The following is a 24,075-nucleotide window of genomic DNA, read 5'->3' as shown; positions in this document are numbered from 1 at the left end:
AGGGGGAGCGGGGCCGGCCTTCCGGCGGGCGCGGCGCTACCGGCGTACGGCCCTGAGGATCACGAACTTCGGGTCCGACGCCACCACCTCGCTGTTGCCGAACAGGCGGCGCAGCTTCATGTGGTGCCCGAGGTGCCGGTTGCCGACCACCCACAGCTCGCCGCCCGGGCGCAGGGTGCGGCGGGCGCCGGTGAACATGCGCCAGGCCGTGGCGTCCGTGGTCGCCTGGTGGGAGTGGAAGGGCGGGTTGTTGAGCACCAGGTCGACGCTGCCCGCCGGGACGCCCGTCAGACCGTCGCCGACCCGGAACTCGGCGTGCCCGCTCACGTCGTTCGCCCGGTAGGTGTCCTGCGCCGACGCCACCGCCTGGAAGGACTCGTCCACGAACAGCACCTCGGCCTTCGGGTCGGCCAGCGCCGCCGCCGTCCCCACGACGCCGTTGCCGCAGCCCAGGTCCACCACCCGGCCGCCGCCCCGCCCGCCGGGCAGATGGCGCAGGAAGAAGCGGGTGCCGATGTCGAGCCGGTCCGCGCAGAACACCCCGGCGTGGTTGACGACCGTACGGCCCGACACCGCACCGACGTCCTCCGGCAGCGTGTAGCGGTACGGCCACGGGTTCGGCGGGCGGACCAGGGAGGGGTCCGGTGTGCAGAGGATCAGCCGGGCCTTCTTCTCCGCGAGGGAGGTGCGGGTCGGGCCGATGATCCGCTCGAACAGCTTCAGCGTCGAGGTGTGGATCTCCTTCACCATGCCCGTGCCGACCACGACCGTGTCCGCGTGCACGGACGGCGCCAGGCGCAGCAGCTGGTCCTCCAGCAGCGCCAGGCTCTTGGGCACCCGCACCAGCAGCACGTCGATCCGCTCCGGCGGGGCGTCCTGCGTGGTCAGCAGCCGGACGGCGCCGGTTTCGACGCCGTTGCGGGCGAGGTTGGCGCGGGTGGCCTCCTGGCCGAGCCAGGAGTCGGTGATCTGCGTCGGCCGGTGTGCGGCGAGCGCCGTGACCAGCGCGCCCCACCGGTCGCCGACGACCACGACCGTGCCGGACAAGGCCGGCCGGCGGTCGGCGAGATGCCTGAGGAGATATTCGTCGGAGGCGTCCCAGGCGCGCAGCCTGTCCCGCGGGTCCTCGGGGAAGCGGGACAGCTCCGGCTCGCCCCAGGGCGTCGTCATACGGTCGTTCATCGTGCGGCCAGGCTAGCCGAGCCCGGGACCGGCCCGGCGCGGCCGCCGGGGTGCACGCCCTGTACGGGCGGCACGCCTCACCGGGTCGCCGCACGTGGGCGGCCTGTCGTCCGCGAGTGTTGCGGATCATGGGAGACTCGCCCCCATGAGCGGGAAGGCGGACCCCCGGCCGGCGGGGGAAGGGACCACCTCGAGGACGCGGCTGGACCGGGGGCGCGGGGCGCTCGGACCCGCGCTGGAGCTCGTGCACACCGGACGCGCCCCGACCCGCGCCGTGCTCACCGCGGAGCTCGGCGTCACCCGGGCCACCGCCGGCGCGGTGGCCGCCGAACTGGAGGCGCTCGGACTCATCCGCGTGGACGCCCGGCCCGGCGCGGCCGCCGGATCCCAGGGACGCCCCTCGCACCGGCTGTCCGTCGCCGAGGACGGCCCCGTGGCGCTCGCCGCGCAGATCCACGCCGACGGCTTCCGCGCCGCCCTCGTCGGGCTCGGCGGCCGGATCGTCGCCACCGCGCCCGGCTGCGAGGTCGTCGACCCCGACCCGGCGAAGGTGCTCGGCTCCGTCGTCGCGGCCGGCGCGGAGTTGCTGCGCGAGACCGGACGGCGGTGCGTGGGCGCCGGGCTCGCCGTGCCGTCGGCGGTCGCCGAACCGGAGGGCCTGGCGCTCAACCCGCTGCACCTGGCCTGGCCCGCCGGCGCGCCGGTGCGGGAGATCTTCGCCGAGCAGGTGCGCGCCGCCGGCCTCGACGGGCCCGCCTTCGCCGCCAACGACGTCAACCTCGCCGCGCTCGCCGAGCACCGGCACGGCGCCGGGCGGGGCGCGCGCGACCTGCTGTGCGTCGCCACCGGCCACCGCGGCGTCGGCGGCGCGCTGGTCCTCGACGGCCGTCTGCACACGGGCAGTTCGGGCCTCGCCCTGGAGGTCGGCCACCTCGCCGTCAACCCCGAGGGCCGCCCCTGCCACTGCGGCGGCCGGGGCTGTCTCGACGTCGAGGCGGACCCGCTGGCCCTGCTCACCGCGGCCGGGCGCGAACCGGGCCCCGAGATGTCGCTGCTGAAGCAGGCCGACGACCTGATCCGCGGCCGGTACGACGACCCGGAGGTGCGCGCCGCCACCGAACAGCTCATCGACCGGCTCGGCCTCGGGCTCGCCGGGCTGGTCAACATCCTCAACCCCGACCGGATCATCCTCGGCGGTCTGCACCGCACCCTCCTGGAGGCCGACCCCGACCGGCTGCGGGCCGTCGTCGCCGACCGCAGCCTGTGGGGCCGCAGTGGCGGGGTGCCGATCCTCGCCTGCACGCTGGACCACAACAGCCTGGTCGGCGCGGCGGAACTGGCCTGGCAGCCGGTGCTGGACGATCCTCTGGGGGCACTGGCGTAACGACCACCGCACAAGAGAAGGCCGACCGCATGACCGACACGCTCACCGTCACCGTCCTCGGCACCGGCATCATGGGCGCCGCGATGGCCCGCAACCTCCTCAAGGCGGGGCACACCGTCCGCGCGTGGAACCGCACCCGCGCCAAGGCCGACCCGCTGGCCGCCGACGGCGCCCACGTCGCCGGCACCCCCGCCGAGGCGGTCGAGTCCGCCGACGTGGTCCTCACCATGCTGTACGACGGCCCCGCCACCCTGGAGACCATGCGCGCCGCCGCTCCGGCGCTCCCGCGCGGAGCCGTCTGGGCGCAGTGCACCACCAGCGGCATCGAGGACGTCGCCGCACTGGCCGCCTTCGCCCGCGACCACGGCCTGCGCTTCTACGACGCCCCCGTGCTCGGGACCCGCAAGCCCGCCGAGGACGGACAGCTCACCGTCCTCGCCGACGGCCGGGACACGGTGACCCCGGTGTTCGACGCGGTGGGCGCCCGCACCGTGTGGACCGGCGAGGACGGCGCCGAGGCGAGCGCCACCCGGCTGAAGCTCGTCGCCAACAGCTGGGTGCTCGCGGCCACCGCCGCCGCGGGCGAGACCCTGGCGCTGGCCCGCGCCCTCGACGTCGACCCGGACGCCTTCTTCGGCCTCATCACCGGCGGCCCGCTCGACATGGGCTATCTGCACGCCAAGGCGCGGCTGATCCTCGAGGGGCAGCTCTCCCCGGCCCAGTTCGCGGTGAAGACCGCCGCCAAGGACGCCGCGCTGATCGTACGGGCCGGTGAGCGCAACGGCGCCCGCCTCGACGTCGCCGCCGCGAGCGCCCGCCGCCTGGAGCGGGCCGCCGCCCAGGGACACGGCGACGAGGACATGGCCGCCGCCTACTTCGCGAGCTTCGGCGACGGTCCCGCGTCCACCACCTGACCACCCCCCTCCCTGTTCGCCCTGTACCGCGAGGAGTCCACGTGTCCAAACCCCCACTGCCGCCCGAGGCCCAGGAGCTGCTGCGCAAGCCCAACCCGTGCGTGATGGCCACCCTCCGCTCCGACGGCACGCCCGTCTCCACCCCCACCTGGTACCTCTGGGAGGACGGCCGCGTCCTGGTCAACCTGGACGAGGGCCGGGTCCGCCTGCGCCACCTCCAGCGCGACCCGCGCGTCACCCTCACCGTCCTCGACGCGGACAACTGGTACACCCACGTCACCCTGATCGGCCGCGTGGCCGAGATGCACGACGACGAGGACCTCTCCGACATCGACCGCCTCTCCCGCCACTACGGCGGCGACGCGTACCCGAACCGCGAGCGCCGCCGGGTCAGCGCCTGGGTCGAGGTCGAGCGGTGGCACGGCTGGGGCGCGATGAAGGACAGCGACCAGACCGGCTGACCGGGGGCCGCGGGAGCAGCCGCGCACCGCCCGCGTACTCCCCGGGTGGTACGCCGGCTGCCGCCGGCCGCACGACGCCCTGACCCCCCTCCCGGGGCGAGTCTCGAAGTGTCGCCGAGGGGCGACGAGACACCGCATCCGAGGAGTTGAACGATCATGGAGACCCTGGCGCACTTCGGTGACGGCGGGCCCGGCCCGTGGATCCTGCTCTTCCCCCTGTTCTGGGCCCTGGTCGTGGGGTTCGGCATCACCCTGCTGCGCCGCACGGGGTGGCGCGGCCGCCGCGGCCCGCACGGACCGGCCGCCCGCGACGACTCGCCGCTCGCCGTCCTCGGCCGCCGCTTCGCCTCAGGCGAGATCGACGAGGACGAGTACTGGCGCCGCCTGTCGGTCCTGGAGGAGCAGTTCGGACGACGCGACTGAGACGGACGCCTTCGCGCGCCCCTCTTCGCGATCATGGTGACGCACGTCACCACCCCACCCTGTGACGGTTACGGCGCGGACGGCGCTGCACAGATGAGGCGTCGTACGGGGCGGATGAGCCCCGTGTGACGGCCGCAGCTTCCGTCGGCCCGGTCGGGCCGCTTCTCAGGGTGGGGATCCTTTTGAGCCGTCGCAGCCGGCGTCGTGCCGTGTCGCACGCGTACAGACCGCTGAGCATGAGACGCCGGGCGTGGCTGACGCTCGGCGCCGTGCTGATCGGGGGAGGGGGCGTCGTCACGTACGCCACGGCCAGCCCGTCCGACGGGTCCGGCGCCCCTGGGCAGGACCGGCGGCCGGTCGAGGTCTACGGCCTGACGCTGAAGGGCACCGCGGCGGGCGAGCGCGAGCTGCCCCGCACGGAGACCGAGCAGTTCTCCCTGGTCGGCGTCTCCTGGACCGGGGCGCTGAAGCCGCTGGAGGGCACCGCGCAGGTGCGCGCCCGCGGCCTCGAGAGCGGCGAGTGGAGCGCCTGGCATGACCTGGAGCTGAACGCCGCCCCGCCGGAGGAGGTCGAGGCCGGCATGCGCGGCGCGTCCCAGCCGCTGTGGGTCGGGCCCTCCGACGGCGTGGAGGCCCGCGTCGTCCACGAGGACGGCACCACCGGCGCGCTGCCCAAGGGCCTCGAGGTGAACCTGGTCGACCCGGGCGTGGTGACCGAGGCCGAGACGCGCCTCGACGCGCCCGAGCCGGCCGCGTTCGTCATGGACGAGTCGCCGTCCCCGTCCCCGTCCCCGGAGCCCACCGCGCCGCCGTCCACGGTGCCGCAGCCGCCCGTCACCTCGCGGGCCGGCTGGGGCGCGGACGAGTCGAAGAGCCCTGACCCGTCGGAGTACAACCCCGACGTGAAGGCGGTGTTCGTGCACCACACGGACGGCGCCAACGACTACGACTGCGCGGAGTCGGCGTCCATCGTGCGCGGCATCTACGCCTACCACACCGAGGTCGAGGGCTGGAACGACATCGGCTACAACTTCCTGGTCGACAAGTGCGGCACGGTCTTCGAGGGCCGCAAGGGCGGCATCGACCGGCCCGTGCTCGGCGCCCACACCTACGGCTTCAACCGTGAGTCCGCCGGCATCGCCGTCCTCGGCACGCACGTCAGCGGCGCCGCCTCCACCGCCGCCCTCACGTCCGTGGCGCGCGTGACCGCCTGGAAGCTCGGCCAGTACGGCGCGGACCCGGCGGGCACGGTGCAGCTCACCGCCGGCGCGACTCAGCGCAACTACTTCAGCACCCAGTTCACCGCGGGCGAGCAGTACACCTTCCGACGGGTGTCCGGACACCGCGACGGCTTCAACACCCAGTGCCCGGGCGACGCCCTGTACGCCCAGCTGCCGACCGTCCGCACCTGGGCCGCGGGCCCCGTCGACGGGCTGCGCATCGCGTCCCTCACCGACGCGACCGCCAAGGGCTCGACGTACTACACCAAGGGCACGCCGGTGGTGCGCTGGGCGGCCACCACGCCGGCCGCGCTGATCAAGAGGTACGACGTGCTCGTCGACGGCCAGGCCGTCGCCGCCACCTCGGGCGCCGGCTACGCCAAGCGGATCACCCTTGCCCCCGGCAGCCACACCGTGACCGTGCAGGCCACGCACCAGTCCGGCGCCGTCTCGGCCGCGGCCCCGCTGACCGTCGTGGCGGAGACGACCGCGCCGGTGTTCACCGCCGCGCCGACGCTCGGCCTGCGCACCGGCACGGTCTACACCGGGTCCGCCCCGGTCACGCTGCGCTGGAAGGCGACCGACGACCAGGCCCTGCGCCAGGTGCGGCTGCTGACCCCGCAGGCCGCCACGTTCAGCGCTGCCGCCTACCTCTCCAACCGCACCGCGAGGCCGGGCACCGCCTCCAGCTGGTCGATGCGGGCGTACGACTACGCCGGCAACTCCCGCGACACGGCGGCCACCTACACCCCGGTGATCCTCCGGGAGAGCGCGGCGGTCCGGACGGGCAGCTGGAGCGCGCGCAGCTCCTCCAGCTACCTCGGCGGCCAGTCGTACTCCAGCGCCTCCAGGGGTGCGAGCCTGAGCTGGACGTTCACCGGCCGCTCGGCCGCCTGGGTGGTCTCCCGGGCGTCGAGCTCGGGCCAGGCGTACGTGTACGTCGACGGCGTCAAGGCCGCCACGGTGGACCTGAGGTCGTCGGCCACGAGCTACCGGCAGGCGATCTGGACGAGGACCTGGACGGCCAACGCCAGGCACACCGTGAAGATCGTGGTCGTCGGCACCAGCGGCCGGCCGACCGTCACCACGGACGGCCTCGTCTACATCAGGTGACCGGCCGGGGCGCGGTGTCCGGCGGACCTCAGTTCCGCCGGACACCGCGGCCGTCGGCGGCGCCCCGTTGTGTCACCGCCCGGTCAGCCGGGAACGGCGGACCGGGCGGGAGCGGGTTCGGGCCGGTGGACCTCGGCCGCGTGGTCGACGAGTGCGACCTCCGTGAACCGTGGCCGGTCCGGTCCGGCGGGTGTGAGGCGCGGGCGCCGGTCCCGGGCCGCCGGTTCGGCGGGCGCGGCGGTCGGCAGCGTGAACCACACGACCTTGCCCGCGTCGTCCGGCAGCACGCCCCAGCTCTCGCTCATGGCGGCCACCATCGCCAGGCCGCGGCCACAGGTGGCGAGCGGTCCGGCGTCCGCGACGACCGGCAGCCGCGGATCGTGGTCGTGCACCGACACCTTCAGCCGGTCGAGGAGCAGTTCGATCTCCACGGTGCACGTCTTGTCGGGCTGGGCATGCCGGTGGACGTTGGACAACAGCTCCGTCACACCGAGCGAGGCCCGGTCTATCAGGGAATCCATGTGCCAGTAGCGCAACTGCGCAGATACGATTCTGCGGACCTGGCCGATCCGCGACGGCAGGGCTTGGAGCTCCACCGTGCAGTGCCTGCTTGGGTGACTGATCACGGCTGCGACTCCCCGACGTGAGGTCCGGAAGAACACGGAGTACGGATCCAGCAGGGCGCCTGCGTGACGCTGCCGCCTGCTGTCGTGGCCGGCGGGCTGGTTCGCAGCGTTATCGCCGGTAAACCCAGAGTGACGTGAGAACAGCGTGACCCAGCGGAGGATGCGGCGCAACTCGCGGACATCTCAGGCGCCGCGCCCCGCCGCCCGGCGGACGGCCTCGATGAAACGGCGGGCCGCGGGCGGGCCCGGCTCCCCGGGCGCCGGGTCGTGGTCCCCGAGGGTCAGCAGATACCGGTGGCCGTTGAGGTCGGCCAGCGCCCGGCCGTCGGGCGCGAACCAGGGCCGCGTGGCCCGCACCGCCTGCACCGGCGCGCTGTCTATCTCGGTGCCGTAGCTGGTGAGCAACTCCAGCCGCCCGTCGCTGATCCGGACCTGTCCGGCCCGGGTGAGCGACCGCAGCCGCCGGCCGATCCGCACGCCCGTGGCCTTGAACTCCGGCTCCGCCATTGCCACCCGCCCCCTCAGTGCGCGTCGGTGTGCCGGACCGCGCTGCGCGGGCCGGCCACTGTCCAGAACCAGTGTGCCCCTGCTCCCGCCGGTGCAGTCTGCCCCCACCCGCCGCCGAGCACCAGAGCACGAGCCCCCGCCGACGGGGGCGCGGGGGGCACTCGGGCCAATGCGCCCCCACCCGCGCGCCCCCTGGGCCCCAGCCCTGCCTTTCAGGCCACCAAAGATGTGTTTATGCAGGTGAGAGGTGGTGCGAACGGTGCTTATGATCGGGGTGTCGGCCGCGCTGGACGCCGTCGGCGCTCAGTGTAAGGAGCCCAGTCGTGAGCACTCCCCAACAAACCCCGACCGGCGCCACTCTCGACGTCGACCGCAGCGACCCCGCCTACCGTGCCTGGCTGAAAGAGGCCGTGCGCCGGGTGCAGGCCGACGCCAACCGCTCGGCCGACACCCATCTGCTGCTCTTCCCGCTGCCCGAGCGGTGGGGCATCGACCTCTACCTGAAGGACGAGTCGACCCACCCCACCGGCAGCCTCAAGCACCGGCTGGCCCGCTCGCTGTTCCTGTACGGCCTGTGCAACGGCTGGATCCGTCCGGGCCGCCCGGTGATCGAGGCGTCCAGCGGCTCGACCGCCGTGTCCGAGGCGTACTTCGCGAAGCTGATCGGCGTGCCCTTCATCGCCGTCATGCCGCGTACGACGAGCGCCGAGAAGTGCCGCCTGATCGAGTTCCACGGCGGCCGGTGCCACTTCGTGGACGACCCCCGCACGATGTACGAGGCGTCCGCCGCCCTCGCGGCGGAGACCGGCGGCCACTACATGGACCAGTTCACCTACGCGGAACGGGCCACGGACTGGCGCGGCAACAACAACATCGCCGAGTCGATCTTCCGCCAGCTGCGGATGGAGCGGTTCCCGCAGCCGGAGTGGATCGTCGCCACCGCCGGCACCGGCGGCACCTCCGCGACCCTCGCCCGCTACGTGCACTACATGCAGTACGACACCCGCATCTGCGTCGCCGACCCGGAGAACTCCTGCTTCTTCCAGGGCTGGACGACCGGCGACCCGGACGTCTCCTGCGACAGCGCCTCCCGTATCGAGGGCATCGGACGCCCCCGGATGGAGCCGAGCTTCGTGCCCGGCGCCGTCGACCGGATGATGAAGGTGCCCGACGCGGCCGCCGTCGCCGCCGTACGGGCCCTGGAGCGGGTCATCGGCCGCAAGGCGGGCGGCTCCACCGGCACCGGGCTGTGGAGCGCGCTGAGGATCGTGGCGGAGATGGCCGCGGAGGGCAGACGGGGCAGCGTGGTCACGCTGCTGTGCGACCCGGGCGACCGCTACCTGGACAAGTACTACTCGGACGCCTGGCTGGCCGAGCAGGGCCTGGACGTGACGCCGTACGCGGAGGCGATCGACACCTTGCTGCGCACCGGGGCCTGGCCCGAGGGGTCAGTCCGCGAGCCGGCGGTCCAGTGAGGTCACGGCGTCGCGGAAGCTCGCCGCGAGACCCGGCCGGGCCGCCTTCAGCGCCAGCCGGAACGGCGTGAGGCCGTCCACCGCCATCGTCCAGCGCACCCGGGTGCCCGTCCCGGCCGGACGCAGCTGCCACTCCTCGGCCATCGCACGGGCGCCCGGCACATTGGTCACGTCGACGCGGTAGGCGTACACCTCGGGCTCCTCGGCCGCGAGGACCGTCTCGCGGAACCGGGCGCCGCCCAGGAGCCGGATCTCCCGGCCCGCGCCGCCGTCCAGCGGACGGGCCAGGGTGACCGCGCGGAACCAGTCGGTCCAGCCCGTCACGTCCCGTGCCAGCGCGTCGAACACCGCAGGGGGAGCGGCCGAGATCTCCCGCTCGAAGACCAGACGCACGGGTGCGACCGATGCGAACTCCCGCCCCACGGGGCGCAGACGGTGGGCCATCGACTCAACTCCTCCGAGATCACGCTGCGTACGGGCACGGACGGTGCAGGGGAGCGGCGCCCGGGTCAGGCGTCGGCGGCCTCCGCCCGGTCGTCCTCGGACTGCTCGGACTGCTCGGGCTCGCCGGCCACCACAAGGCGCCGCAGATGCTCGGACACCTCCGCACGGGCCTCGGCGGACAGCCCCGAGTCCGTGACCAGCGTGTCCACCTGATCCAGCGAGGCGAACGAACTCAGACCGACGGTGCCCCACTTGGTGTGGTCGGCGACCACGACCACCCGCCGGGCCGACTGCACCAGCCGCCGGTTGGTCTCCGCCTCCGCGAGGTTCGGCGTCGACAGACCCGCCTCGACCGATATCCCGTGCACCCCGAGGAACAGCAGGTCGAAGTGGAGCGCCGCGATCGCCTGGTCGGCCACCGGGCCCACCAGCGAGTCGGACGGGGTGCGCACCCCGCCGGTCAGGACCACCGTCGCCGCACCCTGCCGGCTGCCCGAGGAGCGCTGCGCCGCGTGGAAGACGTCCGCCACCCGCACCGAGTTGGTGACCACCGTGAGATCGGGAACGTCGGTCAGCCGGTGCGCCAGCGCGAACGTCGTCGTGCCGCCGGACAGCGCGATCGCCGCGCCCGGCGGGACCAGCTCGGCCGCCGCGCGCGCGATGTCCTCCTTGGCGGACAGCTCCAGACCCGACTTGGCCTCGAACCCCGGCTCGTGCGTGCTCGCCTCGACCACCGGGACCGCGCCGCCGTGCACCTTCTCGAGAACGCCCTGCCGGGCCAGCGCGTCGAGGTCGCGGCGGACCGTCATGTCCGACACGCCGAGCCTGCGGGTCAGCTCGTTGACCCGGACCCCGCCCCGCCGCCGGACCTCGTCGAGGATCAGGGTGCGCCGCTGCTCGGCGAGCAGGTTCTGATTCTCGCTCACGTACGCTCCGGTCCTTTCGCCGCACAGCCGTCCGACACACTCCCGCGCGTCCACGGCCTCGGGCGGCATGCTCCCCGGGCACCGGTGCGCGGACGTCCCATCCTCCCATGCCGGGCCATCGGCGGCGCCACCGGTGGCTCGTCGCGTACATGGCGGTTCTGGGCGCCCGTGCGGTGCGTGCGTGTCACCCGGATCGGGGAGATTGAGTGACGACGGACGCACACCGTCCGGGCGCGGGAGATCCTGACCGCACGGACGGATCCGACGGATCGTCACGGGGGAGGCCGCACGGTGGAGAAGGCACAGCACATCGGACCGGACGAGGACGGCGGAGCACCGGCCGGCGAGGGGCCCGGCGGGTCCGGCACCGCGCTGGAACTCCTGGTCCACGGGGTGGGCGGCACCAGCCCCGCGCAGATGCTCGACGACCCGCGCACGGTCCGCGTCACGGGCGACGACGTCGCCGCCGTGTTCCGCCGCGCCGACGACGCCGACGCCGAGCGGAACCCCGACACGCGCCGTGACGGGCCCGTCCCCGAGGCGTACGTCTGGTGCAACCTCACCTCCGGCAACGGCACCCGCGCCCTGTGGCTGCTGCTCCTGCCCTTCATGGTGGTCAACCTCGCCCACTGGATGCGCCCCAGCGCCCGCGGCCACCGCCGCACGGTCCGGCTGTACGGGCTGCTGGTGCGGCTGACCGGGCTCAGCCTCACCGTGCTGCTCGTCGCCGCCGCCTGCGAGGTCGCCCTCGACCTGACCGCCTGGCAGTGCGCGGGCACGCCCGCCTGCGCCGGCCGGCACTCCTGGCTCGGCTTCCTGTCGTCCGACGGCGGCTGGTGGGGCGCGCCCGGCCGCAGGCTCGCCCTCGCCGCCCTGGTGCCCGCCGCCCTCACCGGCCTGCTGTGGTTCCTGTCCCTGCGCACCTGGAGCGCCTACGAGTCGCAGCAGCCGCTCGGCGGGCCGGAGGAGGACACGGGACCGACCGCGCTGAGCCGCCCCGGCTTCTGGTACGGCCGCCGCCTGGGCGCCCGGCTGCGCGCCGCGCACACCGCCGCCGCGCTGCTGACGGTCGCCGCCGCCGTCGGCTCCGCCGCCGCCCGGTACGACCGCGAGCCGGGCGGCCCCGCCGTCCTCGCCGTCCTGGGCGTGCTGCTGGAGGCCGCCCTGGCCGCCGGGGCGTGCGCCGTGGTGTGGGTGGTGTGCCGCCGCGGCCGCAGCGAACGCCGCCTCGACGGCGACGCGGACCGGCGGCTGGTGCGCGGGCTGCCCCTCGCCGCCCTCGTCCTGCTCGCCCTCAGCGCGCTCTACGCCGGGTGGGAGCGGCCCGAATGGGAGTCGGCGGACCGGCTGCCCGGCAACGTCACCTTCGGCGCCCTCACCCTCGCGCAGGGCCTGCTGGTCATCGTCCTGGCCGGCGTCGCCCACGCCCTGCACCGCACCGACCCCGACCGGCGCGCCGCGCTGCGCGGACTGGCCGGACCGGCGGTCGCCATGCTCGCCTGCGCCCTCGGCGGGGTGATGTCCGGCGGGGTCTCGCAGCGGGTGTCCGACTGGCTGGACGGCACCCGTGCCTCCATCCCGGGGCCGCCGGTGCTGCTCACCTGGCAGGCGTCCGTCATCCCGCCGCTGCTCCTGCTGCTCCTCGTCATGTGCTGCTGGCTCGCCCGCCGCGCCTGGCAGCTCGCGCGGGCCGAGCGCGCCGCCGTGGCCGAGGAGTACCGGGGCGAGACGGGCGACCCCGGCCGCACCCGCCGCATCGCCTCGGTGCGCGCCATGGCCGCCCTCACCGACCGGGGCCCGCGCATCCTCGCCGTCACCTCCGCCGCCACCCTGCTGCTGGGCGCGGCCGCCCTGGCCGGCGCGGCGGCCACCGGACGGACACCGAGCCAGGCGGCCCGCGACGCCCACCCCGTCGTGCACGGCGCGGCCCAGACCGCGCAGGCCCTCGGCTCCTGGCTGATCGGCCTCGGCTTCGTCCTCCTCGTCACCTGGGGCCGCCGCGCCTACAAGGACGCCTCCGCCCGCCGCACCATAGGGATCCTCTGGGACGTCGGCACGTTCTGGCCGCGCGCCGCGCACCCCTTCGCGCCGCCCTGCTACGCCGAGCGCGCGGTGCCCGACCTGACCTGGCGGATCGCCACCTGGACCCGCACCACCGGCGGACGGCTGGTGCTGTCCGGGCACTCCCAGGGCAGCGTGCTCGCCGCCGCCGCGGCCTGGCAGCTCCCGCCGTCCGTCCGCGCACGCGTCGCCCTGCTCACCTACGGCTCCCCGCTGGAGCGGCTGTACGGGCGCTGGTTCCCCGCGCACTTCGGCCCGGACGCGCTGGCCGCCCTGCACCGGGACGTCGTCTGCTGGCGCAACCTGTACCGGCGCACCGACCCGATCGGCGGCCCCGTGCGGCTGTCCGGCGACGGCGGCCCCGACGTGGACCGCCCGCCGCTGAAGGACCCCCTGGCCTACGGGCGCACCGCGGACCATCCGCTGCCCGCGCCGATCCTCGGCCACTCCGACTACCAGGCCGACCCCGCCTTCGCCGAGGAACGCCGGCGCCTGCTCGCCCGGCTGCGGCCCGAGGTGCCCGCCCCGCGCCGGACCGGGGAGCCCGGCCCGGCGGTGTGACGGGCCTCGCTCACGGCAGCGCGGGCAGGTCCTCCGCGTACAGCAGCGTCAGGTCGTCGGTGGTGGGCTCGTCGAGCTGGGCGACCCGGCTCGCGTGCCGCTCCACCATCGCCTCGAACGTCTGCCGCGCCGTGCGCCCGTTGCCGAACGCGGGCCCCTTGGGGATGTCGGTGAAGTACGTGAGCAGCGCCTGGGCGGCGCCCGGCGCCAGCCGGTACTCGTGCTCCTCGGCCTGCTGCTCCACGATCCGCAGCAGCTCCTCCGGGCCGTAGTCGCCGAAGGTGATCGTGCGGGAGAAACGCGACGCCACACCGGGGTTGACCGACAGGAAGCGCTCCATCTCGGCCGTGTAGCCCGCCACGATGACCACCACCGCGTCCCGCTGGTCCTCCATCAGCTTGACCAGCGTGTCGATGGCCTCCTTGCCGAAGTCCCGGCCCGCGTCCTCCGGCGACAGCGCGTACGCCTCGTCGATGAACAGCACCCCGCCGCGCGCCTTCTCGAACGCCTCCTGGGTGCGGATCGCCGTGGACCCGATGTGCTCGCCGACCAGGTCCACGCGGGACACCTCGACCAGGTGGCCCTGCTCCAGCACTCCCAGCGAGGCGAGGATTTCGCCGTACAGGCGCGCCACGGTGGTCTTGCCGGTGCCGGGGGAGCCGGTGAACACCAGGTGCCGCTTGACGGACGCGGCCTTGAGCCCGGCCTTCTGCCGGCGCCGGCCCACCTCGATCATGTCGGTGAGGGCGCGCACCTCGCGCTTGACGCTCTCCAGGCCGACCAGGGCGTCGAGTTCGCCGAGGACGTCCTTGGAGGTGCGCGCCTCCCGCCGGGGTTCCGGCACGGTGGCGGGCGCGGGCGGCGCCGGGGCCGCGGCCGGGGCGGGGACCGTGCCCAGCAGCCCCGTGGTGTGACCCGTCGTCTGCACCGCGGGTTCCGGCGCGGGCGGTTCGGCGCGCAGGCTGCCGGACTCGTCGCTCGTGCAGTCCTCGACGACCGGACCGCCCGAGCCGGACGCCCCGTCGGCGCCCTCGGCGAACTCGTAACCCCCGCGCGCGCAGCGCTCGGTGCGGCACTTGCGCAGTGTCGTGCGGCTGCCGTCGATGACGTGGAAGCCGTAGCCGCCGCTGCCCGTGACCCGGCAGTGCTCGAAGGTGCCGCGACCGCCCGCGGACACGTACACGCCCGCCTCCGCGGGGGAGTCGACCGTGCAGCGCTCGACGGTCGGGTCGGCGCCCTTGGTGACGATGACGCCGGTCTGGGTGCCGTCCAGGGAGCAGTTGCTGAGGGTGCCCCCGCTGCCGTGGTCGCGGAACCAGGCGCCCGTCGCCGCCTCCCGGATGCGGCAGTCGTCGAGCTGGGCGGTCGCGCCGTCGCTCACCGACACCGCCGTGTTGCGCACCTGGGACAGGTCGCTGTCGACGACGTCCGCGCGCGAGCCCCGGTCGAGCACGAACAGCGCGTCCGGCACGTCGTGCACCCGGCAGGAGTCCAGGACGGCCGTCGCCCCGTCGCTCACCCACACCGCCGGGTAGTCACCGGTGCTGTCGAAGATCTCGCACTGGTTGGCGTCCACGCGCGTGCCCGGGTCCCACACCGACAGGCCGTTGCGCCCGAACTGCCGCACCGTGGTGCGGGTCAGGGTGAGCACCGAGCGGGAGCGCAGGTCGACCGCGTTCTCCGGGATGTCGTGGATCCGGCAGTCCGCCAGCGTCAGCACGGCGTCCGTGTCGAGCGTGACGCCGTCCCCGGTGGTGCGGTGCACGTCGCAGTCGGTGAGGTGGGCGGTGGCGCGGCCGGTCACCTGCACCCCGCTGCCGCGCACCTCGTACACCTCGCACCCGACGGCCTCCAGCGCCGAGTTCTCCCCGGTCGCGGTCAGGCCGGAGCCGGAGGCGTGGTGCACCGTGCAGCGCTCCAGGCGGGGGTGGCCCCCGCCGCGCACGGCGACGCCCGCCTGTCCGGCGGCGACCACCTCGCACTCCTCGAACACCCCGCCCCCGCCGTCCACCACGGCGATGCCGGCGCCCGCCGGGTTGTCGACCGTGCACCGGCGCACCGTGGGCCGGGCGGCGCCGCGCACCTCGATGCCGGCCGCGGACCGGCTCACCACGCGGATGTCCCGCAGCTCGGGCGTGCCGTCCTCCACCAGCACGGCCGGGGCGGTGGCGTCCTGCCCCTCCACGAGCAGGTCACGCACCACCGCGGAGGCGCGCACGGTGAGCGGCACACCGTCGGGCGGGGCGATGCGCACCGAGCCGGGCGACCCCTCGGGGCCGCGCAGCGTCACCGCCCGCCGTACGACGAGGTTCTCCCGGTAGGTGCCGGGAGCGACGGTGAGCACGTCGCCCTCGCCCGCGGCCTCCAGGGCGGCGGCGAGCGACGGGTACTCACCTGTGCGGCGGCGCCACCTCGATGTGCCGGTGTGCGTCACCTGGACCGTGCCCTGTGCCATGGTGTTGCCGTGCCCCCACCTCGTCGTACCTGTGGCTCGTACCCGCCCGAGTCGCTGCCGATCGGTTCGGCCGGTCCACCGTAGCGTGCGCGGGGGCGGCGAGTTGACCGGAGGCGGAACGCCGTCAGCCGGCGGCGTCCGCCCTGCCCCAGTCCGGACCCACCCGGCCCCACTCCCGGTCCCAGCGGGCGTACCGGCCGCGGAGCATCCGCCGCAGCACCAGGCGCCGGCCGGCCTCGAACAGCCCGGCGGCCAGCAGCGCGGCCCCCGCGCCCGCGAGCACCGCGTGCACCGTCGCGGTGCCCCTGTCCAGCGGGCGCGCGACCCGGTCCCCGCGCCGGTCGGTCCATATGCGGAAGGTGTCGCCCGGCCGCGGATCCGGCAGGCGCGCCTGCACGGCCGCCCGCCGGCCGGTGCCGTCCGGGGCGGTCCAGCGGGCCAGGACGCGGCTGCCCGCGTCCCCGCCCAGCAGCTCGGGGTCCGTGGCCGCCGGGGCCGCGTCCAGCTCGCGCACCACCGTGGCCGTCACCAGGTGCCGGGACTGGTGCTGGGCGCGGACCGACCGCTGGAGCGTCGTGTGGGCGGCGCTCCCGGAGAGCACGCCGATCAGCGGCGCGGCGAGCGCGACCAGCAGGAGCGCGGTGAGCGCCAGCCAGGCCTCCGCGAGGTCGGTGGCGCGGCGCAGCGGGTTGCGCCGCCAGCGCCAGAGTCCGCTGACCGCTCGCACGGCACGCACCCCCTCCCCGGTTCCCGCACCGATCCCTCACGCTGCCCAACGCGCCGGGGCGGACCCGGGTTCCCGCGTCCGCACGGTGGCTCCTGAAGGCGCGTCAGGCCACGACCTCCAGCGGATCGCCGACGCGGAGGACGCCGGGGGAGAGGGGCACCAGGTTCACGCCGAAGAGGAGCCGGCCGCCGACGGACCGGTGCCGGGCGAGGGTGTGCAGCGGTTCGCGTCCGCGCCGGGCGGTGTCCTGGTCGGTGGTGGTGACCACGCACCGTCCGCTCGGCTTGGCGACCCGGAACGCCACCTCGCCCACGGTGACGCGGCTCCAGTCGTCCTCCGCCCACGCCTCGGTCCCCTCGATCACCACGTTGGGCCGGAAGCGGCTCATCGGCAGCGGGCCCTCGTGCGCGTGCGCGCCCTGTGCGACGAGCTCGTTGAGCCGGTCCAGGGAGGCGGTCGTGGTGAGCAACAGCGGGTAGCCGTCGGCGAACGTGACCGTCTCCCCGGGCAGCGCGTACTCGGGGTCCACCGGCCGCCGCACGGCCGGGTCGTCGAGGTGCACGAGCCGTACCGGTGTGCCCAGGTAGTCGCTGCACCACGCGTGCACGGCCGGGTCCTCGGCGGGGACGACCTCCACCTTGTCGCCGAAGAGATCCGCCGGCACGGTCGCGCCTGGCGCCGGCACGGGCACCGTGACCGGGGCGTGGCCGGGCGCGGACAGCACGACGCCGCCGCCGGGCAGCGGCTCGGCGGCGGCGAGTGCGAGGCGCGGGTGCAGGCGCTGGGTGACGACCTTTCCCCCGTCGTCGATCAGCATCCAGCGCCGGTCACCGGCCGGACCCCAGCGCTCCACGACGACCTCCCGGAGCGGCAGGCTCCGGAAGGCCTTGACCGGATGAACATGGACCGAGCGCACACGAGCGTTCCTCATGCGGCCATCGTGCCATCGGCGCACGACGGCACGCGGCCCGTTCGGTACGGCTCGGCCGCTCAGTACCCCCGGTACTGCTGGTTGTTGTACGGGTCCTGGTACGGCGCGGGCGCCGGCCGCGGGGCGGCGGGACGCATCGCCTCGTACCCGGCGGGCTGCGGCGGGCGCGGCGGCTGCGGCTGAGGGCCGGGGTAGCCGCGCGGCGCCGTGGCCTGCTGCGGGATGTACGCCGTGTGCGCCTGCTGGAGCGGGGCGGGCTGCGGCATGGCGGGCTGGGGGTAGCCGTAGGACGGCTGGGACGGTGCCGCCGGGAGGGCCGGCAACGCCGAGGGAAGCGCGGGCAGATGACTGGCCGGCGCCTCGTACGCGGCGGGGACCCGGATCGGGGCGATCTGCGGGGTGCCCCGCTCGGCCACGAGCGAGTCGTAGATCGGGGTGTCCGGGAAGGCAGCGGAGGAGTAGCCGCCGCCATACATGGAGCGGGGGGAGGTCATGGCACATAAGTTAAGCCCACGATGTGCTGGTTGGGGAGACCGATAAGAGGGTTGTTTTCCGCGCCCTGGGTGACGCGGGATCGCCAATGTGAGCGAATTTATGGAAAACGGGCGTACTGCCGCGTGTTTTTCGTGTAAAGGCCGAGTTCCGAGGGCGTTACCGGCGGTCGCAGGGGGTGGTTCGCGCCCGCGGGCGTGGGCGTCCCGCGCGCGAGGGAATAGGTTGGGCGCGCACACCGACGGATGCCGGGGCTCGCCCGGCGCGGCGACCTGTGATGGGGGCGGGACATGTCCATGCCGAAGGGATCGAACACGCCGGTGCCGGCCACGGCACTGCGGGTGGACGTGGGCTGGCGCTCCGGCCCCGGGGTGCCCGACGCGGACGCCTCGGCGCTGCTGCTGGCCGGCGGCAAGGTCCGCTCCGACGCCGACTTCGTCTTCTACAACCAGCCCGCCCACGCCTCCGGCGCCGTACGCCACGAGGGCAAGCGGCAGGACGGCGGCCGGGTGACCGACACCCTGCTGGTCGACCTCACGCGCGTCGAGCCCGGCATCGAGACCGTCATCCTGGCCGCCTCCAGCGACGGCGGCACCTTCGGACAGGTCCCCGGCCTCTCCATCGAGGTGAAGGACGCGGCGAACGGCGCCGTGGCCGCCCGCTTCGACAGCACCGGCGCCACCACCGAGACGGCCTTCGTGCTCGGCGAGTTCTACCGCCGCCAGGGCGCCTGGAAGTTCCGCGCCGTCGGACAGGGCTACAGCAGCGGCCTCGAGGGACTCGCCACCGACTACGGCATCACCGTGGACGAACCCCAGCACGCCGCACCGCCCGCCGCTCCGCCCGCTCCCGTCGCACCCCCGGCCCCGCCGGTCGCGCCCCCGGTCACGGTGCCGCCCCCGCCGCCCCGGCCCGTCGCGCCCCCGGCGCCCGTCCAGCTCACCAAGGTGACGCTCACCAAGGCGGCGCCCTCCGTGTCGCTGACCAAGCAGGGCGGCACCTCGGGCTCCCTGCACGTCAACCTCAACTGGGAGGTGCGCAAACAGTTCTCCGGCTGGGCCGCCAAGCTGGGCCGCCCGGTCGCCATGCACGCCGACCTCGACCTCGACCTGTGCGCCCTGTGGGAGCTCGCCGACGGCAGGAAGGGCGTCGTCCAGGCCCTCGGCAACGCCTTCGGCTCGCTGCACCAGCCGCCGTTCATCCACCTCGACGGCGACGACCGCACCGGCGCCTCGGCGAGCGGCGAGAACCTCACCGTCAACCTCGACCACAAGAACCAGTTCCGGCGCATCCTCGTCTTCGTCACCATCTACGAGGGCGCCCGCTCCTTCGCCGACCTGCACGCCACGGTCACCCTCCGCCCGCAGCACGGGGCGCCCATCGACTTCTCCCTGGACGAGTGCACCGTCCCCTCCACGGTGTGCGCGCTCGCGCTCATCACCAACAACGGGGGCGACCTGGTCGTCCAGCGCGAGGCCCGCTACCTCGTCCCGGAACGCGGCGTCAGCCCGCAGCGCACCGTCGACTACGCCTACGGCTGGGGCATGAACTGGACGCCCGGCCGCAAGTGACGGCCCGTCGGCCCTCGGTGCGTCGGTCCTCGGCCCGTCGGGGCTCCGCCGGTCGGCCCCTCCGTTCGTCGGCCCTCCGTCCGTCAGCCCTCCTCGGCGGCGGTCTCCGGGCGGGCGTAGGTGCGGCCCTTCCAGGCGGCGCCGCGCCCGCGCCGGTGCTGCACCGCCGAGTCCACCGTCATCAGCAGGTACAGGAACGCGGTCACCGGCAGCAGCGGCGCGAGCCACAGCGGCTGCCGGTAGTACCGCAGCATCGGGACGTACGTCCCCGCCATCACCAGCCACGCCGCCCCGCCCAGCAGCGCGCACGGCGCGTTCCCCGCCGCCGCGCCCACGGCTACCGCCACCGGCGGCACCAGGTACACCAGCGTCAGGCCGGCGACCGTCCCCGCCAGCAGCAGCGGGCTGTGCCGCAGCTGCGCGTACGCGCTGCGCGACACCATGCGCCACAGGTCACGCAGCCGCGGATAGGGGCGCACGCTGTCCACGCCGTCGGCGAGACCCAGCCAGATCCGCCCGCCGCTCCGGCCGACCGCGCGGGCCACGGCCACGTCGTCGATCACGGCGTGCCGCACGGCGTCCGGGATCCGCGCCCGCGCGGCGGCGTCGGCGCGCAGCAGCACACAGCCGCCGGCCGCGGCGGCCGTCCGCGACCCCGGCCGGGAGATCCGGCGGAACGGATAGAGCTGCGCGAAGAAGTACACGAACGCCGGCACGACCAGCCGCTCCCACAGGCTCTCCACCCGCAGCCGCGCCATCTGCGACACGAGGTCGAAGCCGCCGGTCCGGGCAGCCGCCACCAGCCGCCGCAGACTGTCCGGGGCGTGCGCGATGTCCGCGTCCGTCAGCAGCAGGTACTCGGGGTCCCGCGCGCGGGCCAGCTCCATGCCGTGCCGCACCGCCCACAGCTTGCCCGTCCACCCGGCCGGCGGTTCGCCCGGCGAGACGACCGTGAGCGGGAGACCGCCCTGCCGCCGCGCCAGCTCCCGGGCCAGGTCCCCGGTGCCGTCCGTGCTGCCGTCGTCGACCAGGACGACCTCCGCCCGGCCCGGATAGTCCTGGGCGAGCAGGGACGGCAGGCTCGCGGGCAGCACCGCCGCCTCGTCCCGCGCGGGCACCACCACGCACACGTCCGGCCACGCGTCCGGGTCGCGCGACGCCGGAAGCCGCACGTCCGTGCGCCAGAACCACCCCTGGAACAGCAGCAGCCACAGCCAGGCGGCGAGGGACACGGCGGCACTCCACACGACGGCGCTCACGTCCCGCAGTCTGCCCCACGGCACGGCCCCGCCACGGCTCATCGTCTATCGTGGCCGGGTGAAGATCGCGCTCATGGACTCCGGAATCGGACTGCTGGCGGCCACCGCCGCGGTACGGCGACTGCGCCCCGACGCCGATCTGGTGCTCTCCCTCGACCCCGACGGCATGCCGTGGGGACCGAGGACGCCCGCCGACCTCACCCGGCGCGCCCTGGCCGTCGCCGAGGCGGCCGCCGTGCACCGGCCCGACGCCCTGATCGTCGGCTGCAACACCGCGACCGTGCACGCCCTCACCGCGCTGCGCGCCCGCCACGAGCCCGACCTGCCGGTCGTCGGCACCGTCCCCGCCATCAAGCCGGCCGCGGCCGGCGGCGGCCCGCTCGCCATCTGGGCCACCCCCGCCACCACGGGCAGCCCCTACCAGCGCGACCTGATCAAGCGGTTCGCCGCGGACGTCACCGTCACCGAGGTGCCCTGCTGGGGACTGGCCGAGGCCGTGGAGCGCGCGGACGACGCGGCGATCGACGAGGCGGTCGCCGCGGCCGCCGAGCTCACCCCGGACGACGTGACCACCGTCGTCCTCGGCTGCACCCACTACGAGCTGGTCGCCGACCGTATCCGCGCCGCCGTGCAGCGCCCCGGCCCGCAGCCGCTCGCCCTGCACGGCTCCGCCGGCGCGGTGGCCGCCCAGGCCCTGCGGCGGCTCGGCGAGCAGCCCGCCCCCGACGCCTCCGCGACGGGCACGCTCACCGTGCTGCTCAGCGGACGCCCCGGCGCGCTGCCCGACGCCGCCCTCACCTATCCGGAGGGCGCGCTGCTCCAGACGGCCGTCCCCGCCCGGACGGCTCAGTAACGCCCCGCGACGCGGTACCGGCGGAGCGGATCCTGAGTAACCTCGAGGCATGAGGGACCACCGCTCACGCTCAGGCGAGCACGGCCCGTACTCCGAGGTCTGGACCGGTCGCGCCACCGCCCGCTTCCAGTGGCTGCTGGCGCTGATCGGCGCCGCCTGCATGGCGCTCGGCATCGGCCTCGCCGTCGACTCCGCGTGGACGTCCGGGGGCGCACCCCTCGCCATGGCCGTCGTCGGCTGCATCGCGGCCGGACTCCTGGTGCTGTTCGGCACCCTCGCCTTCGTGCACGTCGCGCTGCGGGTCGACGAGGACCATCTCGAGGTGCGCTGCGGCCACATCGGCGTGCCGCGCCGCCGCATCCCCCTCTCCCACGTCGCCGGCGCCGAATTCGCCCCGCACGTCACACCCCGCCACTGGGGCGGCTGGGGCTACCGCTGGCGCCCCGAGAAGGGCACGGCGGTCGTCGTCCGCCGCGGCGAGGGCGTGATTCTCAGGCTCGCGGACGGCCACACGTTCACCGTGACGGTGGACGACGCGGAGGCGGCGGTCCGCGTCATCCGCGACCGCCTCCGGCTGGGAAGGCCGGACGCGAAGCTGTGAGGCGACCCGCGGGTCGCCTCCGGCGGCGGGCGGACGGGTAGGCGCCTTTCCCACCGGGAAGCGAGTCAGGCGACCTGGCTCGCGCCCGTCGTCAACGAACCCCGCGACCGCTCGGCCGTGACGGCTGGGCGTGCGCCGGGTCAGCCGGTGGCCCGAGGTACAGGGCGGGTCGGCCGGCACGCCGGGCCAGCCGGTGGTCCGAGGTGCCGGGCGGGTCGGCCGGTGACGCGGCGTCCGGCGCGGTGCGGCGGTGGGGCTGTCGTCCGCTGTCGCGCTGGTACGTAGCCGCCCGTGCGCGGGATGCCCGGTCGAGCCGACCGGGGGCGGGCGCAAGTTTGGGCCCGCCGGATCGGGCGGTCCAGTTCCCGCGCACCTGTGCCGGCGCCGCTAGCCTCGGCTGTCGCGCTGCTACGTAGCTACCTATGCGGGATGCCCGGCGGAGTCGGCCGAGGGCGGGTGCGAGTTCGGGTCCGCCAGATGGGGTCGGTTCGGTCCCGGCATACCTCGGAGGCTGACGCCGCTGTCCTCGGCTCTCGCGCTGGTGCGTAGCTGCCTGCGTGCGGGGCGCCTGGCCGAGCTGATCGGGGGCGGCTCAAGCTGGGCCCGGCAGGCCGGGCGGGCCATTCCCCGCGCACCCTGGCCGGTGCCGCTGTCCCAGCCCTCGCGCTGGTACCGAGGCACGCAACTACCCGCGCGCGGGACGCCCGGTCGCGCCCCCCCCAGGGGCGGGCGCAAGTTCGGGCTCGCCGCACCGGGCGGACCGGGCCCCCTCGCCCCCGCCACCGTGAGGTGATCCAACCCCGGCGTCCTCACCGGACCGCCCCGCCCCGTACCTCCCCCGTGCGGCGGGTCGTGTCCAGGGTGTAGGGGCGGGACGTGGCCAGGCCGGCGAGGAAACCCGTGCCGACCGCCACCGCGGTGAAGCTGAGGGCGTTGCCCACCGTGGCGACCGCCGCGAGGGCGGTGAGGGCGACCGCCGCCGTGAGTACCAGCGGCGTCGGGCGCGGGCTGCGCCACAGCGCGTACAGCAGCCAGCCGAACGCCGCCGCCAGCAGTAGTACTCCGGCGATCCCCTGTTCCGCCGCGAGCTGGAGCGGAGCGGAGTGCGGCTTGCCGTCGGACTGCGGCGACGCGAGGGACGCCGGGCTCAGCTCGCCGAAGCGTCCCGGGCCCACGCCCAGGCCCGCGTGCATGCGGGCCAACTCGAGCGCGTCGTGCCACAGCGCCACCCGGTGCGGGGTGAGCCGCCCCTCCAGCGAGGCGGCGAAACCTTCCGGCACCGCGTTCCCGGCGACGGCCCAGGTCAGTCCGGCCGCCCCGGCGACGGCCAGCCCCATCCCGGCGAGGGCCGCGCCCCGGCGCCGTACCCGGCCGACGGCCAGCGAGCCCGCCAGCACCGCCGCCCCGGCCACGCACCCCGTGACCGAGCCCAGCACCGCCGCCGTCACCGCGATGCCCGCCGCCACCAGCCGCAGCGCCGTCCGGACCGCCGGGACGGAGGCCGCCCAGGCCGCGCAGCAGGCGGCCCCCGCCGACAGGATCACCATGGCGGTCGTCGCCCCGGCGTGCCCGAGCGGGGCCGTGATCTGCGGACCGGGTGCCAGATGGGGGACCCACGCGGTGAGGGCGATCCCGGCCAGCGCACCCGCGCAGGGCGCGGCCACCGGCAGCAGCGCCCCGCCGATGCGGCCGGCCGCGTACCCGGCCGCCACGGCCAGCACCGCGAGCAGCATCCCCTCCGGCCGGCCGTCACGGGCCGCCGCGGTGATCAGGGGCCAGGCCGCGCACGCGCCCAGCACCACCACCCCGGCCGCGTCCGGTCCCGTCCGTCTCTCGCCGTCCGCGTCACCACTGGCGGACGCCCTGTCCGTCGAACCTGTGGAACCCAC

At 75.3% G+C, this 24,075-nt stretch carries 21 protein-coding genes; 10 read left to right on the top strand and 11 right to left on the bottom strand.

Going from position 1 to position 24,075, the window contains the following annotated elements; genetic code table 11:
- Positions 1-36 precede the first annotated feature (36 nt).
- Positions 37-1,170 (bottom strand): methyltransferase, encoded by a 1,134-nt coding sequence (locus ACFOSY_RS21700; RefSeq protein ID WP_394309869.1) that lies wholly within the window; start codon positions 1,168-1,170, stop codon positions 37-39.
- 157 nt (positions 1,171-1,327) lie between these two features.
- Here ACFOSY_RS21700 and ACFOSY_RS21695 point away from each other — a divergent pair, with 157 nt between their 5' ends.
- The 5 genes from ACFOSY_RS21695 to ACFOSY_RS21675 all read left to right on the top strand — a co-directional run bounded on the left by ACFOSY_RS21695 (position 1,328) and on the right by ACFOSY_RS21675 (position 6,697).
- A complete protein-coding gene (locus ACFOSY_RS21695; protein ID WP_394309410.1) occupies positions 1,328-2,566 on the top strand; it encodes an ROK family protein in 1,239 nt (412 codons plus the stop codon).
- 29 nt (positions 2,567-2,595) lie between these two features.
- A complete protein-coding gene (locus ACFOSY_RS21690) occupies positions 2,596-3,480 on the top strand; it encodes an NAD(P)-dependent oxidoreductase (RefSeq protein ID WP_394309408.1) in 885 nt (294 codons plus the stop codon).
- Between the two features lie 41 nt (positions 3,481-3,521).
- Positions 3,522-3,941, top strand: coding sequence for a PPOX class F420-dependent oxidoreductase (locus tag ACFOSY_RS21685; RefSeq protein ID WP_394309406.1), 420 nt, complete (start codon positions 3,522-3,524; stop codon positions 3,939-3,941).
- A 156-nt stretch (positions 3,942-4,097) separates the two neighbouring features.
- Entirely contained in the window at positions 4,098-4,364 is a 267-nt protein-coding gene (locus tag ACFOSY_RS21680) for an SHOCT domain-containing protein (RefSeq protein WP_394309404.1), read from the top strand.
- 236 nt (positions 4,365-4,600) lie between these two features.
- Positions 4,601-6,697, top strand: a complete 2,097-nt coding sequence (locus ACFOSY_RS21675) for a peptidoglycan recognition protein family protein (protein ID WP_394309402.1) — start codon at positions 4,601-4,603, stop codon at positions 6,695-6,697.
- An 83-nt stretch (positions 6,698-6,780) separates the two neighbouring features.
- Here ACFOSY_RS21675 and ACFOSY_RS21670 read toward each other — a convergent pair whose 3' ends face one another.
- Both ACFOSY_RS21670 and ACFOSY_RS21665 read right to left on the bottom strand, forming a co-directional pair.
- Entirely contained in the window at positions 6,781-7,323 is a 543-nt protein-coding gene (locus tag ACFOSY_RS21670) for an ATP-binding protein (protein WP_078592392.1), read from the bottom strand.
- A 183-nt stretch (positions 7,324-7,506) separates the two neighbouring features.
- Positions 7,507-7,830, bottom strand: a complete 324-nt coding sequence (locus ACFOSY_RS21665; protein ID WP_006136459.1) for a hypothetical protein — start codon at positions 7,828-7,830, stop codon at positions 7,507-7,509.
- 323 nt (positions 7,831-8,153) lie between these two features.
- Between ACFOSY_RS21665 and ACFOSY_RS21660 the strand changes: the two genes are divergently transcribed.
- On the top strand, positions 8,154-9,305 hold the full coding sequence (locus ACFOSY_RS21660; RefSeq protein ID WP_394309398.1) for a PLP-dependent cysteine synthase family protein: 1,152 nt from the start codon (positions 8,154-8,156) through the stop codon (positions 9,303-9,305).
- On the opposite strand, the gene ACFOSY_RS21655 is transcribed toward ACFOSY_RS21660, so the two are convergent.
- Both ACFOSY_RS21655 and ACFOSY_RS21650 read right to left on the bottom strand, forming a co-directional pair.
- Positions 9,279-9,749, bottom strand: coding sequence for an SRPBCC family protein (locus tag ACFOSY_RS21655; protein ID WP_394309395.1), 471 nt, complete (start codon positions 9,747-9,749; stop codon positions 9,279-9,281). The genes ACFOSY_RS21660 and ACFOSY_RS21655 overlap by 27 nt on opposite strands.
- Positions 9,750-9,814: 65 nt before the next feature.
- Positions 9,815-10,675 (bottom strand): DeoR/GlpR family DNA-binding transcription regulator, encoded by an 861-nt coding sequence (locus ACFOSY_RS21650; RefSeq protein ID WP_394309393.1) that lies wholly within the window; start codon positions 10,673-10,675, stop codon positions 9,815-9,817.
- A gap of 291 nt (positions 10,676-10,966) precedes the next feature.
- Between ACFOSY_RS21650 and ACFOSY_RS21645 the strand changes: the two genes are divergently transcribed.
- Positions 10,967-13,297: a hypothetical protein gene (locus ACFOSY_RS21645; protein WP_394309391.1), complete on the top strand. Its 2,331-nt coding sequence runs from the start codon at positions 10,967-10,969 to the stop codon at positions 13,295-13,297.
- Positions 13,298-13,307: 10 nt separating this feature from the next.
- Here the strand turns inward: ACFOSY_RS21645 and ACFOSY_RS21640 are convergent, their stop codons facing one another.
- The 4 genes from ACFOSY_RS21640 to ACFOSY_RS21625 form a co-directional block, all read right to left on the bottom strand.
- Positions 13,308-15,752 carry a right-handed parallel beta-helix repeat-containing protein gene (locus ACFOSY_RS21640; RefSeq protein WP_394309389.1) on the bottom strand — a complete coding sequence of 815 codons (2,445 nt, stop codon included), beginning with the start codon at positions 15,750-15,752 and terminating at the stop codon, positions 13,308-13,310.
- A 124-nt stretch (positions 15,753-15,876) separates the two neighbouring features.
- Entirely contained in the window at positions 15,877-16,488 is a 612-nt protein-coding gene (locus ACFOSY_RS21635) for an Rv1733c family protein (RefSeq protein WP_449343585.1), read from the bottom strand.
- A 94-nt stretch (positions 16,489-16,582) separates the two neighbouring features.
- Positions 16,583-17,410, bottom strand: coding sequence for an MOSC domain-containing protein (locus ACFOSY_RS21630; protein ID WP_394309385.1), 828 nt, complete (start codon positions 17,408-17,410; stop codon positions 16,583-16,585).
- Positions 17,411-17,469: 59 nt separating this feature from the next.
- Positions 17,470-17,904, bottom strand: a complete 435-nt coding sequence (locus ACFOSY_RS21625) for a DUF6643 family protein (RefSeq protein ID WP_189406801.1) — start codon at positions 17,902-17,904, stop codon at positions 17,470-17,472.
- 294 nt (positions 17,905-18,198) lie between these two features.
- Here ACFOSY_RS21625 and ACFOSY_RS21620 point away from each other — a divergent pair, with 294 nt between their 5' ends.
- Positions 18,199-19,473, top strand: coding sequence for a TerD family protein (locus ACFOSY_RS21620; protein ID WP_394309867.1), 1,275 nt, complete (start codon positions 18,199-18,201; stop codon positions 19,471-19,473).
- 83 nt (positions 19,474-19,556) lie between these two features.
- Here ACFOSY_RS21620 and ACFOSY_RS21615 read toward each other — a convergent pair whose 3' ends face one another.
- Entirely contained in the window at positions 19,557-20,774 is a 1,218-nt protein-coding gene (locus ACFOSY_RS21615) for a glycosyltransferase (RefSeq protein ID WP_394309382.1), read from the bottom strand.
- A 16-nt stretch (positions 20,775-20,790) separates the two neighbouring features.
- Between ACFOSY_RS21615 and ACFOSY_RS21610 the strand changes: the two genes are divergently transcribed.
- Positions 20,791-21,585, top strand: coding sequence for a glutamate racemase (locus ACFOSY_RS21610; RefSeq protein WP_394309380.1), 795 nt, complete (start codon positions 20,791-20,793; stop codon positions 21,583-21,585).
- Positions 21,586-21,634: 49 nt separating this feature from the next.
- Positions 21,635-22,186 (top strand): hypothetical protein, encoded by a 552-nt coding sequence (locus ACFOSY_RS21605; protein WP_394309378.1) that lies wholly within the window; start codon positions 21,635-21,637, stop codon positions 22,184-22,186.
- Positions 22,187-22,995: 809 nt separating this feature from the next.
- On the opposite strand, the gene ACFOSY_RS21600 is transcribed toward ACFOSY_RS21605, so the two are convergent.
- The gene (locus tag ACFOSY_RS21600) at positions 22,996-23,991 is read right to left on the bottom strand and encodes an O-antigen ligase family protein (protein WP_394309865.1); all 996 of its coding nucleotides are present in this window, start codon (positions 23,989-23,991) and stop codon (positions 22,996-22,998) included.
- Positions 23,992-24,075: the final 84 nt, after the last annotated feature.

This window comes from Streptomyces lusitanus (assembly GCF_042647945.1).
Lineage (GTDB): Bacteria > Actinomycetota > Actinomycetes > Streptomycetales > Streptomycetaceae > Streptomyces > Streptomyces pseudogriseolus.
Note: the sequence above shows the minus strand (reverse complement) of the source record. Positions and strands in the feature narration are given on the sequence as shown.

Excerpts from the sequence above, each read along its gene's own strand:
- ACFOSY_RS21690 (WP_394309408.1), top strand. The coding sequence starts at position 2,596 with ATGACCGACACGCTCACCGTCACCGTCCTCGGCACCGGCATCATGGGC.
- ACFOSY_RS21640 (WP_394309389.1), bottom strand. The coding sequence starts at position 15,752 with ATGGCACAGGGCACGGTCCAGGTGACGCACACCGGCACATCGAGGTGG.
- ACFOSY_RS21700 (WP_394309869.1), bottom strand. The coding sequence starts at position 1,170 with ATGACGACGCCCTGGGGCGAGCCGGAGCTGTCCCGCTTCCCCGAGGAC.
- ACFOSY_RS21625 (WP_189406801.1), bottom strand. The coding sequence starts at position 17,904 with ATGACCTCCCCCCGCTCCATGTATGGCGGCGGCTACTCCTCCGCTGCC.
- ACFOSY_RS21655 (WP_394309395.1), bottom strand. The coding sequence starts at position 9,749 with ATGGCCCACCGTCTGCGCCCCGTGGGGCGGGAGTTCGCATCGGTCGCA.
- ACFOSY_RS21675 (WP_394309402.1), top strand. The coding sequence starts at position 4,601 with ATGAGACGCCGGGCGTGGCTGACGCTCGGCGCCGTGCTGATCGGGGGA.
- ACFOSY_RS21615 (WP_394309382.1), bottom strand. The coding sequence starts at position 20,774 with ATGAGCCGTGGCGGGGCCGTGCCGTGGGGCAGACTGCGGGACGTGAGC.
- ACFOSY_RS21680 (WP_394309404.1), top strand. The coding sequence starts at position 4,098 with ATGGAGACCCTGGCGCACTTCGGTGACGGCGGGCCCGGCCCGTGGATC.
- ACFOSY_RS21665 (WP_006136459.1), bottom strand. The coding sequence starts at position 7,830 with ATGGCGGAGCCGGAGTTCAAGGCCACGGGCGTGCGGATCGGCCGGCGG.
- ACFOSY_RS21630 (WP_394309385.1), bottom strand. The coding sequence starts at position 17,410 with ATGAGGAACGCTCGTGTGCGCTCGGTCCATGTTCATCCGGTCAAGGCC.
- ACFOSY_RS21695 (WP_394309410.1), top strand. The coding sequence starts at position 1,328 with ATGAGCGGGAAGGCGGACCCCCGGCCGGCGGGGGAAGGGACCACCTCG.
- ACFOSY_RS21605 (WP_394309378.1), top strand. The coding sequence starts at position 21,635 with ATGAGGGACCACCGCTCACGCTCAGGCGAGCACGGCCCGTACTCCGAG.
- ACFOSY_RS21620 (WP_394309867.1), top strand. The coding sequence starts at position 18,199 with ATGCCGAAGGGATCGAACACGCCGGTGCCGGCCACGGCACTGCGGGTG.